This is a genomic window from Anaerostipes sp. CAG:276 (assembly GCF_000432215.1).
Taxonomy (GTDB): domain Bacteria; phylum Bacillota; class Clostridia; order Lachnospirales; family Lachnospiraceae; genus Anaerostipes; species Anaerostipes caccae.
In genome coordinates this window covers 1-14,543 of record NZ_FR889181.1, presented here as the reverse complement: position 1 = coordinate 14,543, position 14,543 = coordinate 1, and the positions used below count along the sequence as shown (strand labels likewise).

9 protein-coding genes are annotated in these 14,543 nt (G+C 47.3%); 4 read left to right on the top strand and 5 right to left on the bottom strand.

Features of this window, described 5'->3' with window-relative positions; genetic code table 11:
• Both QVP35_RS05415 and QVP35_RS05410 read left to right on the top strand, forming a co-directional pair.
• On the top strand, nucleotides 1-225 hold a 225-nt coding region (locus tag QVP35_RS05415; RefSeq protein WP_288187762.1), incomplete at its 5' end, for a BlaI/MecI/CopY family transcriptional regulator.
• A gap of 1 nt (nucleotide 226) precedes the next feature.
• The gene (locus tag QVP35_RS05410; RefSeq protein ID WP_009289110.1) at nucleotides 227-2,002 is read left to right on the top strand and encodes a BlaR1 family beta-lactam sensor/signal transducer; all 1,776 of its coding nucleotides are present in this window, start codon (nucleotides 227-229) and stop codon (nucleotides 2,000-2,002) included.
• Here the strand turns inward: QVP35_RS05410 and QVP35_RS05405 are convergent.
• Nucleotides 1,980-3,998: a penicillin-binding transpeptidase domain-containing protein gene (locus QVP35_RS05405; protein ID WP_022260871.1), complete on the bottom strand. Its 2,019-nt coding sequence runs from the start codon at nucleotides 3,996-3,998 to the stop codon at nucleotides 1,980-1,982. The two genes, QVP35_RS05410 and QVP35_RS05405, sit on opposite strands and share 23 nt — an antisense overlap.
• A gap of 225 nt (nucleotides 3,999-4,223) precedes the next feature.
• Here QVP35_RS05405 and QVP35_RS05400 point away from each other — a divergent pair, with 225 nt between their 5' ends.
• On the top strand, nucleotides 4,224-6,359 hold the full coding sequence (locus QVP35_RS05400) for a sensor domain-containing phosphodiesterase (RefSeq protein ID WP_022260870.1): 2,136 nt from the start codon (nucleotides 4,224-4,226) through the stop codon (nucleotides 6,357-6,359).
• Nucleotides 6,360-6,423: 64 nt separating this feature from the next.
• On the opposite strand, the gene QVP35_RS05395 is transcribed toward QVP35_RS05400, so the two are convergent.
• Complete coding sequence (locus tag QVP35_RS05395) at nucleotides 6,424-7,407, bottom strand: hypothetical protein (protein WP_022260869.1); 984 nt, start codon at nucleotides 7,405-7,407, stop codon at nucleotides 6,424-6,426.
• A gap of 174 nt (nucleotides 7,408-7,581) precedes the next feature.
• On the opposite strand from QVP35_RS05395, the gene QVP35_RS05390 reads away from it, so the two are divergent.
• Complete coding sequence (locus QVP35_RS05390) at nucleotides 7,582-8,025, top strand: hypothetical protein (RefSeq protein ID WP_187115060.1); 444 nt, start codon at nucleotides 7,582-7,584, stop codon at nucleotides 8,023-8,025.
• 42 nt (nucleotides 8,026-8,067) lie between these two features.
• Here QVP35_RS05390 and amrS read toward each other — a convergent pair whose 3' ends face one another.
• From amrS to QVP35_RS05375, 3 genes are read right to left on the bottom strand one after another with little or no spacing between them, the layout of a single operon-like run.
• A complete protein-coding gene (amrS, locus tag QVP35_RS05385; protein ID WP_022260868.1) occupies nucleotides 8,068-8,895 on the bottom strand; it encodes an AmmeMemoRadiSam system radical SAM enzyme in 828 nt (275 codons plus the stop codon).
• A 4-nt stretch (nucleotides 8,896-8,899) separates the two neighbouring features.
• Complete coding sequence (amrA, locus tag QVP35_RS05380) at nucleotides 8,900-10,285, bottom strand: AmmeMemoRadiSam system protein A (protein WP_022260867.1); 1,386 nt, start codon at nucleotides 10,283-10,285, stop codon at nucleotides 8,900-8,902.
• Nucleotides 10,276-14,043 carry a diguanylate cyclase domain-containing protein gene (locus tag QVP35_RS05375; RefSeq protein ID WP_022260866.1) on the bottom strand — a complete coding sequence of 1,256 codons (3,768 nt, stop codon included), beginning with the start codon at nucleotides 14,041-14,043 and terminating at the stop codon, nucleotides 10,276-10,278. Before QVP35_RS05375 ends, amrA begins: the two co-directional genes overlap by 10 nt.
• Nucleotides 14,044-14,543: the final 500 nt, after the last annotated feature.

The window sequence follows — 14,543 nt, the reverse complement described above, 5'->3', positions numbered from 1 at the left end:
AGAGCCCTGACCTATGAAAAACGAGGCAGAGCTTTTTTCTATACCCCTCTGGTAAAGGAGGAGGAGATCTTAAAACAGGAGACAGATTGTTTTCTCAACCGCTTTTATGACGGCTGTTTCAGTTCGCTTGTAACAAATTTTTTAGAAGAAGACCGGCTGACAGCCCGAGAAATCCATGAATTAAAAGAGATTTTGGATGCGGGACTTGGCAGGGAGGATGAATAACATGTATCAAGCTCTGATGGAGAATTTTCTCTTCCACTGCCTGTTTCTTGCTTTTATCGTCCCTGTGATCCTGGCAGGACAAAAATTGCTGCGGCGTTGTCTGACAGCGCAGTACCGGCATATGACCTGGTATCTTTACTGTTTCTGCGCTCTTCTTTTCTTTCTTCCCGTCCGTCTGCCCGGATCAGCGGATCTCTGCTCTTTTATCATCAGTTTTATGACGAATGCTTCCAGGCAGGCTGTACAGATTTCCCCTGCCTCCGCCGCATCAGGCTCTGCCGTACAAATCAGCGACTACGCCGTATCCGCCGGAGCATCTGTCCCCGGCCCGGTCTTTACTGCCCTGTTTTGGATCTGGGCTGCCGGCGCTGCCGCCATGACTGCCGTCTTTTTATATCACTGTGTCCGCTTAAACCGCCTGGACCGCTCTATGGCTTTCGTTAAAAATATGGATACAGAGCGCCTTTTTCTCCAGTGTAAAGAGGAATTGGGAATCCGCAGAAACATCCGCTTTGTGCTCTCCGAGACCACAGATACTCCCATGGCATTCGGGATCTTCTTCCCTGTCATCGTATTTCCGAAAAAGTTTCTCTCGGTCTTTTCTGAACGAGAACTTTCCTATGTATTTTATCACGAGCTGAGCCATTATAAGCGGGGTGATCTCGCCGGCAGCCTCATCTGCTGTATCGTGAGGGTGCTTTACTGGTTCCACCCTTTCGTGCTTTATTCTCTCAAAAAAATGCGGACAGATCGGGAAATAGCCTGTGACGCTTCCGTACTGAATCATATAAGACAGCAGGAATGGAATTCTTACGGCCACACAATCCTGAATTTTGCAGGATACCTGTCTTCCGGAGAGATATTTTCTGTTTCCTCAGGCATCGGAGGCAGCGATTCCCAGCTAAAACAGCGCATCACGGCCATCGCCTCCTACCGCAGGCCGTCAAAGAAAACAAAACTTGCAGGTTTTTCTCTCCTGCTGATCCTCTGGCTCCTGTTCTCGCCTTTCGTTCAGAATCATAATTTATTGGCGGACTCCGTATCCGGGAAACCTGACCGGCCATTCGTTTCGGTTGATCTGTCTTCTTTCTTTCCGGAAAATGAGGGCTGTTTTGTCCTATATGATAAAAATAAAGACCAGTACAGCATATACAATGAAAAAATGAGCCGGCAGAGAGTCTCCCCGGATTCCACCTATAAAATATACAGCGCACTTGCCGCATTGGATGCCGGCGTGATATCCCCCGGCAAATCTGAGATTGCCTGGGACCAAAAGCAGTATCCATTTTCATCCTGGAATAAAGACCAGACTCTTGACAGCGCCATGTCCTCCTCAGTCAACTGGTACTTCCAGACCCTGGATAAAAAGCTTGGGAAAACGGAACTGCAAAAAACACTCAGACGCATCCGGTACGGCAATGAGGATATTTCCGGCGGAATCACTTCTTTCTGGCTGGAATCCTCTCTGAAAATTTCCCCCTTAGAACAGGTCATTCTGCTCAGAGATTTTGATCAAAACCGACTCGGCTGCTCTGAGAGATCGGTCAGAGCAGTCCAAAATTCCATCCGGCTCAACAGCGGCCCCGACAGCACCCTGTATGGAAAAACCGGGACCGGCAGCATAGACGGCCATGACATAAACGGATGGTTCATTGGTATTCTGAAAACCAAAGATAATACGTACTGCTTTGCCCTGAGAATCGAAGGCCGCGACGGCGCATCGGGGAAGGAAGCAGCCCGGACTGCCTTAGAGATTATTCGTTCTCTTTCGCTTTGATCACCGGAATAGTCTTCTTCACGACATATCCGCTGCCCCCGCGTTCTTTCACATCTTCTGCCATGGTAATTAAAAGCCATGGCTCTTTTTCACTTTTGTCTGCAGTAAAAATCCCGAACCATCCAAGCTCTGTTCCTGAAGTATCGCTCTTGCTCGCTTTGATCTCGGCGGTTCCGGTCTTTCCGGCAAGCTTCACGCCGGGAGTCCTTGCCCCGTGTCCGGTGCCGTCCGGGTGTTCGATGACCTGAATAAGATCTTTTCTCACGATCTCCGCCGTTTTTTCAGAAAATGCGTCTTTAATCCAGTATTGCGGTTCCGGTTTCTTCTTATAGAGAAGATATGGACGCACCATGCTGCCCTTGTTGACAAAGGCCGAATAGATCGATGCCAGGTGAACCGGATTCACAAGTACCTGGCCCTGGCCATACCCGCTGTCAGCCAGCTGGACTTCTGAATCAATACTTTTTTGATTATTTGAAAACTGAGACACTGCCATCTTAATGTCAAAGGGCAGTTCCCGGCCAAACCCGAGATGTTTTGCCTGTGCCGCATAGTCCCTGGCCCCGATCTTTAACGCCGCCTTCGCAAAATAAATGTTATCGGAATAAATCAGTGCATTCTCAAGCACTGCGTGCTTGTATGTATGCAGGGTCGTCACTTTATAAGATCCCCAGCTGCTGTCTTTCTGCCATGAGAGCCCGCTGTATCCGAAATCCTCATTGGGCTTCAGTTTTCCTGTATTCATGCCCATCCCTGCCACCACCGGCTTAAAGGAGGATCCCGGCGCCCATTTCTGGCGGAAGCGGTTGTAGAGCGGTTTTGCCTTGTCTTTGTTCAGTTCCTCCCACTGATCCGCCGGAATCCCCAGCACAAAGTCATTACTGTCATAGGCCGGAGTGCTGACCAGAGCCAGGACCTCCCCTGTCTTCGGATTCATCATCACAGAACAGCTTTTATCACCTTTATATTGGTCATAAATTTTCTCCTGAAGTCCCGCATCGATCGTTGTATAAATATCTTCCCCATTCTTTTCCCTTTTTACGGCAAGCACCTTCTTTTCTCTGCCGTCCTCATTGAGAATCGATATCTTATATCCGTCGGTCTCATGGAGCCGGTCTTCATATAATACTTCAAGACCGCTTTTCCCCACCAGCTGTCCCTGCTCATATCCCTGATCTTTCTTTTTTTCCAGTTCCTCTGCGCTGATCTCCTGGACATATCCGGTCAGGTGTGATGCCTTCTTTCCATACGGATACACTCTGCTGTCCTCTGAAGACACAAGCACACCGGATATCTTTAACAGTTTCTTCTCTATTTTCGCTTCCTGGACAGGCGTCATTTTCTTTACCGGTACAAAGGAATCTTTTGTGACCCAGGATGCGTCAAGCTTTTTATCAATATCCTCCTTTTTCACACCAAGCAGTTTCGCTAAACCGGATACAGAAGCTTTCCGGTCTTTTATTTTCCCCGGCACAAGTCCCACAGATGCGGCTTTTCCTTTTCCGGCCAGCATTTTCCCATTTCGGTCGTAGATTGCTCCACGGTTTCCTTTTAATTTCGTGACACGGACTTTATCTGTGAATTCCATGTCCGGAAAAATCAGACTGTCATCCCATTTGAGACGGTACTCTCTTCCCTCTTTCTCAAAATAAGCCTTTTGGTCAAAAGAAATCCTGCCTGCGATCGTATCCATGGACATGCGGTAGGAAACCTTATCCCCTTCTGAATCTTTATCCACAGCAACCTTCATATTTTGAGCCCCGATCCCCTGATAAATCTTTTGATTTCTCTGTATAAACTCCTTTTTTGAAATCTCCTTTTGACTGCCTTTATCTAACAGCCCATACATAACCTCATAGTCTTTTTTCTCAATACACGAAACATACTCGGAGAGTACATCTTTCGGACGCTCTGTGCCAAAATAATTCCAGAGAGCATATGCCGCAGCGCCCAGTGCAGCTGCCGCTCCGAGTATCAAAATCACTGTCTTCTTCATGGACACCTCCTGTTCCCGACCGTCACATATAAATATCATCTATATCTTACACGTGTAGGATATATGTGTCAAGAAGAACAAGGCGGTTGAACATCCTACAAATAATTTCCAGCTTTTTCACGGAAAGCGGGTGGGAATCTGGCAAAATCTGTTGTATAATAATAAGTACAGTATTTGCCGCAGATGAATATAATAAGACTCGCAGAAAGACAGGGGAGGGTAATCGTGTTTAAATTAATCGACGAAATCGCAGAAGTAATCTATGTCGCAGATATAGAGACATACGAACTTCTGTATCTGAACAGTTCCGGCAAGCGCCTGTTCGGTGCAGAAAACTATAAAGGGGAAACATGCTACCGTCTTCTTCAGGGAAGGGATGAGCCGTGTGAATTCTGCACAAACCATCTGCTGTCCAGGGATTCTGTCTATACATGGCGTTTCACCAACAGGATGACAAACCGGCATTTTATACTAAAAGATAAACTGATCGAATGGAACGGCCGTCCGGCGCGGATGGAGATAGGATTTGATCTGACAGAACAGGAGAAGTCCGAACAACTGCTGAAAAACAAAGCAAAAGGAGAAGAACTTCTTCTGGAATGTCTGCGCATCCTCCACCAAACCAAAGATTTAGAAAATTCCGTACAGATGATCCTTGAAAAAGCAGGAAGATTCCTTTCCGCAGACCGGACCTATATTTTTGAAATCAGCGGACAGACCATGAACAACACCTACGAATGGTGTGCAGAAGGCATAGACCCTGAGAAAGACAATCTGCAGAATCTGCCTGTGACCCTGATCGACCGCTGGAGCAGAGAATTTGAGAATAACAAATGTATTTTTATAGAAGACATGGAAGATCTCAGGAGTCAGTCACCGGAAGAATATGAGGTCCTTTCATCCCAGAATATCAAACGGCTGATCGCAGCACCGCTTTTTTCTAACCAGCGTCTTGCCGGCTACATCGGAGTAGACAATCCGCCCGGAGATCTTTTTGATCAGGTAGAGGCTTTTCTGGAGACTCTCAGCTACTTTCTTTCTTCCAGCATGGAGCAGATGCGCACGTACCGCGTGCTGAAAGATCTGAGTTATCTGGATACACTGACCGGACTCTATAACCGCAACCGTTTCAATGAAGATCTCGACCGCTTCGGCAGACAGGATTTCCGTTCAGCCGGGGTCATTTACCTGGATCTGAACGGACTGAAAGATATCAATGACACAAAGGGCCATCAGTGCGGAGACCAAATTCTCAAAGAATCCGCCAAAAAGCTTCAGGTCATCTTCTCAGAGCATATGATCTACCGAATCGGCGGAGACGAATTTGCCATTCTCTGTCTGAATATAAAAAATGAGCACTTTATGCGTATGATACGTGAACTTAAATATTTGTTTTCCCACTCGGTAGACGGCAGCGGCGCCGTCGGATACAGCTGGTCTGAAAGCCCGTCTGACTTTCAGGTTCTCTTAACTGAGGCAGATAAGATGATGTACACAGACAAAAAAGAGTATTACCGGTCCAATCCAAATTCTTCGAGATACCGGAATTACTTTGATGACCGGCTCGATCTCAAAAGCCTTGATCATCTTCTGAAAGCCATTGAAGAGGAACGGTTCTGTGTGTATCTCCAGCCAAAAGTCCTGTGCAGTACACAGGAAATCATCGGTGCCGAGGCTCTTGTGCGGTATATTGGTCAGGATGAAACCGTAGAGCCCCCCATCAGCTTTATTCCGCTGCTGGAATCTGCCATGACCATAAAATATGTAGATTTTTTTGTATTTGAAGAAGTTTGCCGGATCATCCAGGACTTTATCAAGTCCGATTCTCCGGTGTTCCCTATTTCTGTAAACTTCTCACGATTCACACTGGTGGATGCCGATTTTCTGAAGACGATCTTTTCCATCTGTGATCAGTATCAGGTACCGCGCAGTCTCCTGGAGTTTGAGATCACGGAAAGTGCAGAAAACATCGACGAGACATTTCTGGATGATATGATCCGGGATATCAAAAAAGCCGGATTTTCTGTGGCCATCGACGATTTCGGAGTCAAATATGCCAACCTGTCTCTGGTTCTTAACAGCGATATTGATACGCTGAAGCTGGACAAAAGCATGATCGACTCCATCGAGAGCAATGAAAAAGCCATGATGTTTATCCAGGCTCTGGCTTATATCTGTAAGACTCTGAATATCAGTTTTATCGTGGAAGGCGTGGAATCACAGGATCAGTTTGAAATCCTAAAAGCTTTGCGGTGTGAAGGCATACAGGGCTATCTATTTGGACGTCCTATGCCCCTTTCTGACTTCTGCCGGTTCCTTGAAGAAAAACAAAACAAACCGAAAAACTCCCCCGCAGAATAAAACTGCAAAATCATATGGCCTCCGCTGCATCAGGCAGCGGAGGCCATATAAGGCTCTGTACTTCTTATTCTTCCATGATCTCTTCCGGCGTAAAGCCCCGGTATCTCCACTGCCGGGTTCGTTTCTGCCAGCGTGCGCAGCAGGCCAGGAATTCCTCTTTTTCATGTGTCTCATTCAGAAAAATACCGGCGTCTTTCATCAGAAGGAACATTTGAGAGACACCGCCTCCTAAGAGCAGATTGTCTTCCAGTGCGGTCATCAGTTCCGCAAACGACAGGGGATTGTGTTTCCTTTTCTCCAGAAACTTTCTCAATTCCTTGTACTCAGGTGCATCTACATCCACATATTCTTCATAATACAGACGGATCTCCTCCTGATCTGGTATGTAATACGGCAGGTTTTTCACCTCATTCATAAGGTTTAGGCAGACTCTGGTATCCGAAATTTTGGAGGAGATCACGTAGCGCCCTTCGACACGGTAATCCCCGTAGACTTTTTCGGAGAATTTTAAAAATCTCGAAATTTCCCCTTTCCTGAGAGGTGTGCTGTGAAACTCTTCCCACACCCTCATCAGCTGTTTTTTTTCATAAACGCCGTACAAATGGGCCAGAGCTCTTGCATACCGGTAAAACTCCTGGTTGCGGACGACTGTCTCCCTGTTTTTTGTATTGGACAGGAATCTTGCGATCTTTGCTTCTACTTCGGGCGGCACAACTAACTTCCTCCCGCCGTCTTCACCGAACACAAAAAGCCAGCCTCTTCTCTGGTATGTCCAGATCCCGGTGCTTTCCCCGTCCGGCTCACTCAAAAGCAGCTTCAGTCCTCTCAGATCTTCGGAAGAGCTGTATTTTAAAACGGCTGGCGTCTGGGCTAAAATCTCGTATTCCAGTTTCTCCACCAGTTCATGCTTCCTGTACCGTGTGCCGTCCATTCCATAAAAAGAGGCAATCTCTAAAAGCTGGCTCTTTGTATAACACTGAAGGCAGTCCAATAAACCTTGTGCAGAGCTTTTCAGAATTGTCCATTTCATTTCTTTTTTCTGCTCCATCTTGCACCTCTTTTCTAAACTGTACATCTTTTTTTTATTTTACCATAGAATACGTATCCTTCCTACCAGTATACAATATACTTTTTCTCTGAAGCATCTTCCCCCTCGTTTTTTCTTTCACATATTTTATCCGGCACCATAAAATATAGAAAGACAAATTATGGATGTGATGTTTTGAATCATTTTACTGTCTCCTGCCAATCCATGGGAAGCCATCTGCCCTCCTGCGCCCAATATAGTATTGATGCCGATTCTGCCTCCGAAAGTCTCCTTCCCTTGTTTCAGGTCTTTGAACAGGGCGGACAGATCAGACAGGCAGATGAACATACAGCCATATTGATGCCGTCTTCGTTTTACTTTGTAAGCTATCATTTTATTGCGGGTCCCGGAAGCTGGAAGTATTTTCGTATCCTTCCGTGCATTAACAGCAATCCCGCGCTTTTATATGCTTCTTTTTCCCCCGCCGCCTCAGACGGGCTTGCATCGGCATCGGCTTGTTTTATCACAGATAAAGCCCTGCACAGCCCTGCTTCCCTGAGTTTCCGGGTGAGCTATCCGGAATCTCCAAAAGCCTTCAGCATTACGGGGGCCGTGAGCATTGCAGCATATGATGCCTGAACACAGGAGAGAACAGCAAGGACCATATCCCGCTGTTCTCTCTCAGCAGTTTCCCACAAATACATATTTCAAATAAGCTCTCGCTGTCTCTGCCAGCCGGTAGACCTCTTCGGTTTCCGTGGCCTTCTTGTCCGCCATGTTCCATATCGGAAAAAACCGGTTCACGTGAAGCGGAATGTCCGGATTTACAGAGGCCACCCAGGCGGCCATCTCCTCCATCTCTTCCCTCGAATCATTTTCTCCGGGAACGATCAGTGCGGCAAGTTCCACATGACATCTGTCTGCCGCTTTTTTGATAAAATTCTGTACCGTCCCCAGATCTCCTCCCAATTTCCTGTAGTAATCTTCTCTTATGCCTTTCAAGTCCACATTCATCGCATCAATATAAGGAAGCAGCGATTCTTCCACGGCTTCAGAAAAGGCACCGTTGGTCACCAAAACATTCTTCATTCCGTACTGTTTTACTATTTTTGCCGCGTCTCTCACATATTCATAACCTGTCAGCGGTTCGTTGTAAGTATATGCGACTCCGATGTTGCCTCTGGCCCTGAGTTCCGATGCCTTGAGTGCAAGCTTCTCCGGTGCAAGAAAGACCGTCTCCGCCTCATCTGCATTCTTCATGGAAATGTCATGGTTCTGGCAGAAGGGACAGTGTAAGTTGCATCCGAAGCTTCCCACAGACAGTATGACGCTCCCAGGATAAAACATAGAAAGCGGTTTCTTTTCGATAGGGTCCAGAGCCAGGGCAGTAATCCTGCCATAGTTTTCACACACGATCATACCGTTTACATTTTTCCTGGCCCCGCACCTTCCAAACTGGCCTGGTTTCAGCCTGCAGCGGTGCATGCATACCGTACATGTCTCTTTCATCTTCTCACCTGTGCCTTATGACTTCAAACCGTTCGACCTGTACAGATTCCTCTTCTCCGATTCCGGCTTTTTGTTTTGCAATCTCAATCTGTTCATCCACGGTATCCACGCCGGAAAGATTCGGAAGCAAAAGCCCTCTCCGCCCTCCCCGTGTTACGATGACTCCATATTTTTGGGCATCTAGTTCCTCCATTGATGTTACCTTCTGAGTCTTTCCCAGGACATCCACGCTGTACTCCAGCTGAGCCAGTTCTTCTTCTCTGACAGGAGAGAATCTCGGATCTCTTGCTCCGGCGCTGACTGCATTTTGTATGATTTCCTCCGCAACAGAAGATTTCGTCGCACATATAGTGCCGATGCAGCCTCTCAGCCTTCCCTCTTTCTTCAGAGAGACAAAGACTCCTGCCCTGCTGCTCAAGAGGTCTTCCGGAAGCCCTTTCGGAACTCCGATCATAGTTCCGTTTCTCACATAAGATTCCAGTGACAGCCTCGCCAGACGCACAAAGCTGTCTTCCCTGGCCTGCCTTCGCTCCGCCTTCTTTCTCTGAAGTCTCACATACTCGTCCTTAAACTTTCGGCCCGGGTCCTCCCTGAGCGGCTCAAAGGCACAGACCCCATATCCCACGCCAAAAGGCCCCTCGTAAGAGAGTTTCTCCGTTTTCACTGCTATGCCGTCCAGGGCTCCTGCCAGCATCACAAAAGCCCTGTGGCCGCACTCTCCTGCTTTCTCAAGAAATTCCTCGTCAAAATTAAAAAGCTCCAGAAAATCTCCGCTTTCCATAGTCTTCATGATCCTGCTGTCATAACGCGGACCTTCCTCACAGTATCCGTAAGGCCCGTCCTCCATCAGCCGGTGGGACAAATCTCCGCTGGCAATAAAAACTGTCTTTCTTCCAAGGCAGTCTGCCGCCTTTTTCACATACTGCCCCATTGTATAGTGGTCAGAAAGAGAAAGACCCGAAAGGCTGATCCTGACCGTCTGAAACTCCTGATAAGTCTGCTGTATGAAATAGATAGGAATCATCGACGCGTGATCCAGCTGTTTCTCCTGCTCTCCTGCAGTGCCTGCCATAAATCCGTCTTCTTCGGCCAGCCGCGTGATCAGTTCTGTCATTTCCCGGTCATAGCCGGTACTGATCCGGCTCTCTTCCGCTCCAAACTGTGAGAAATCCCCCCGGGCCCCGTCTCCCGGAGAAATGTGAAAGTAGTCCGTATACATGACAGAGTGGGGTGTCGCGATCACGACTGTCTCCGGGGCAAGACATGCGATCTTTTTTCCGGCTTCTCTGTAAGCTTTTACGGTGTCTGCCGCCGCCTGCTCCTTTCCGCATCCCACCCCGGGAATGAGCAGCGGGGGATGCGGTACCATAAATGCACCAATTACAGCCATTTTCCATCATCCTTTCTGTGGTATTTATATTTGGTAATGTCATGGCAGGACAGCATACATGCATCTTTTTCTCCCCACCGGATCAGCGATGCATCTGCTTCCGTCCATACATTCAGGACAGGATTGAAAATCTCCATGGTCCTGTTGATATTTCTGCTTATATTCTTTGCCGGACACTCCTCACACGGCCTGGTCCTTGCAAAAAACGCCTCATAGCAGTACATTCCTGTCTTCACATCCGGTGCCATCCTGTTTGTCTTTTCGTTGATATAAATCAGATGAAAATCATCGGGGTCGATGATATAGATCCAGGAATTCTGGTTATCAAGAGCCATCTGAAGGCCTGCGGCAGTTTTCTCGGCCCTGTCCTGTGCCCGCTTTTTTAATAAAAAAACCGAAAGGAACATTGCGGTCAGTGTCAGAGCATAAATCTGATCCTTCGTCCACATTCTCCTGATAACACACTCGTCAAATCCCACAAAGCCTTTGCATTCACCCCCATCCCTGATAGCGCACTGAAGGACTGATTTGATCCCTCTGAGCTCTAACGCTTCCTTCTGTTCTTTTGGAAGCTGCGCGATATCAGGGCAGTAGAACAGCCCGTTCTCATCAAAATTATTCTTGCAGTGTGCTTCAAACTGATCATCGGATATAGTCTGGCGATATTCTGCCAGCGGCCTGATGCCCCTGCTGCACCATTCAAATGTATTGGCGCACCCTTTTTCCGATTTCTCGAAGATATAAGCCCTGCTCACGCCGAAATGTCTGCCTGCTGTCTTAAGAATCGAATCTACCGCTGTCTCCAGATCTTTCTCTTCACATATCTTTTGAATGATCTGCTCGATCAGATCATTTATTTTCTTCCCCTGTTCTTCGTTGGAATCGATCCTCGTATTTGCGGCAGGCAGTATTCCGGGAAAACCGCCCCCCTGTTCTGACAGTGAATGCTCATACAGGCTGTACCCGTTTTTACCCCTGGATTTTGCATCATACAGTGCCAGATCACTGTGTCTGAACAAGTCTTCAAAACGGGTCCCGTCCTGAGGGCAGCAAGCGATTCCTATGCTTGTGGAAAACTCGCAGGATGTCATATTCTGCCGGAACATAGACTGAAAAGATTCCCTGATCTTTTCCGCCCTGCTCTTCAAGATATCTACCCTGCGGATATCCTTCATAAAAATCAGAAATTCGTCGCCGCCGATCCTTGAAATAACATCTTCTTTCCTGAGCACTCTCGTGAGAACCGATGATATCTCCTGAAGCACGGCATCCCCGAACATATGCCCGTACCGGTCATTGATCAGTTTAAAATCGTCCACATCAATAAGCATCATGGCTGCCATTTCTTTTGGATCTCTTCTTTCCAGATAGTATTCAATCTCTTTTCTGGCAGTTTTTCGGTTGTAAAGTCCGGTCAGTTCATCTCTGGACGCCTTTTCTTCCAATGCCTGTGAAGCTCTCTTTTCATCGTCAATATCTGCCATGATCCCCACGGCTTTAAACGGTTTTCCGGCCCGGTCGAACTGAGCCGTAGCTTTTACTTTGTACCAGCGGTAGCAGCCGTCCCTGTCCGCGAGGCGGAACTCAGCCTGCCCATACGGCATGCTGCCTCCCATATCACGGAGCAGTTCTTCCACAACTTCCAGATCTTCAGGATGAATATGGGACTGTGTCAGCAGTCTCTCACTGGCTTCCTCCATGACCGGAATATATCCGAACTTCTTCTCCCAGTTGGAAGAGTACAGCATTTTATCCTTCTTCATATCCCATTCAAAAATGACATCATTGGACTGTTCCATGATGATTCTGTGTCTTTCAAGAGTCAGCCTCAGTTCCTCCTGAGCCTGTTTGGACTGAGTGATATTGATCAGTGTCCGGAAGATATGTTCCTTTCCGTCCGTCCCTGTCACCAGATTTCCCTTATCCAAAACCCATATGATCTGCCCGTCCCTTGCCACAACGCGGTACTCCAGTTCAATAACATTCCCCGAACTCAGCTGTTTTTTCGTCTGAGCCAGGACTTCCTCCCGGTCAGGCGGGTAAATGACCTCAAGATAATGTCCGCGGAATTTTTCTTTGATTTCCCAGGCCTCATAGCCGAGCAGATTTTCCAGCCCTTCATTGATCTGAAGCATCGTAAAATATTTATCGTTTAAGCACTGCTGGATACCCCCGAGAAGGTTTCCTGCTCCCCCTGTGCCCGGAATCCTGGAAGTTCCGGGCTGCTTTAATTCTCCTGCTTCTTTCAACTCTTTCCAGACCAGCATGATCCTTCTCTGGTAAGGGTGCCCGTCGGAGATTCTGAGAATCGTACATTCACACCAGCCGTATGTTTTCAAGTGCCTGTCGTAAATGCGGAATTTCCGGCTTATTTTCATCAAACCGTCATCGAGAAACTGTTCCAGATCCGGTCCCAGAAAATGAAGCATGCTTTCCCGGTCCTCCGGGTGTGCAGATTTTTCCGCAAAATTTTTCAGGACATCTTCAAACCGGTCCCCGGATTTTAATGCTGAGAAGTTACTGCTGGCCGCATATACAAGATGGTGAATGCCTGTTCCAAGATCCACTTCCATAACTGTAGAGTCTGCATATCTCAGAAGAATAAAATATTTTGCCTGCCCCATCTGAAGGGTGTCTATCGCTTCCCTGTGATGGGTTTTTTCCGATATATCCAGATCCGGAGACTCCCCTTTTGGCACGCTCCTGTCCGCATATATTTCTGAATATTCTGCAAATATGTCTTTTACATTTTTAAAAGATTCCAATAATTTCGGAGAAAAAGTCCCGCACTCGCCGTTCAGGATCATCGTAAATGCCTTCTCCGGAGCGATAGCTTTTTTATAGACCCTGTCAGTGGTCAGGGCATCGTAGCAGTCTGCAATCCCCACGACCTGGGCATAGATCGGGATGCTGTCCCCTTTCAGACCGTCCGGATACCCCCTGCCGTCCCACCGTTCATGGTGGTATCTGCATATATTATACGCATATTTAAGGTATTGTCTGTCACTCATCCGGTCCAGACCTGCAAGAATCTCACATCCTTTGACCGAATGGGTCTTCATGATCTCAAATTCTTCTTTTGTGAGGCGGCCCGGCTTGTTTAAGATTGCATCGGGGATTGCGATCTTGCCGATATCGTGCATGGATGAGGCGCTGACGATCATCTGGATCTCGGAATTTTCCAGACCGTATTCCGGGTAACTCAATGCCACATCATGAAGCAGTGCTTTTGTAAAAATCCTGATCCGCCGGATATGCTGTCCCGTCTCTGCGCTGCGGTATTCGATTATGGACGAGAGGGCATCGATCATGGCAGAGTTGGACTCCCTGAGCCTTGCCGCCTGTTCCTCGATGAGTTCTTCCTGGTTCAGCCGGTGCTGATTCAGCTCAACAATATTCTGAACGCGCCGTTTCACCACATAGGGTTCAAAGGGTTTCATAATGATCTCGGAAGCCCCCATGTCAAAAACCTGCATCTCATTCTGGACTGAATCTTCTGCTGTGATGACGATCACAGGAAATTCAGAGATCATGCCGCTTTGCCCGATCTCCTTCAATACTTGAAACCCGTCTTTTACAGGCATGACCAGATCCAGCAGCACCGCGGCGATCCGTCCGTGGTACTGCTCCAGAAGGACGAGAGCCTGCTGTCCGTTTTCAGCCTCAAGAAGATTATAATCTGCTTCAAACACTCCGCGGAGGATGACACGGTTTATCTCCATATCATCAACGATTAAAATAGTGTCTCTTCCTGTCATCACATTTCCCCCGTTACTTCACTCCAAATATTTCCGCTTTTATTTCCAATTTACACTATATTATTAATTATAACACAAAACAAGAAGAAAAACGGAACAAAGTGGGCAAACCCACACTTCATCTCCCCAACCCCTCACTCTTTGTGGGGCTTGACAACTTTGCGTACCAGATGCGATTTGACGTAGTCAAATGATTTCCTTACGCATCTGTGTGCAACCCGCGGAACGTTTTTTGTTACTTAGGAAAGACTCTCACGCATTAGAGTGACAAGGTCTTTCCTAAGTAACAAAAAACAGCCGGATAAACCAGCTGTTTTCATACGATATTTTCCACTCTGCAATCGTTTTTTCTTCATTTGCTTTCTCTGACAGATACTGCGTTAAATTCACTTGACAATACCTGTTAAGTTTTTATTTATACAGTACAGTGTGCAAAAAACGATCGCAGATGGCATCTTTGGTTTCTAAGTAACCTGCTCCAGCAGATATTACGTCCATTT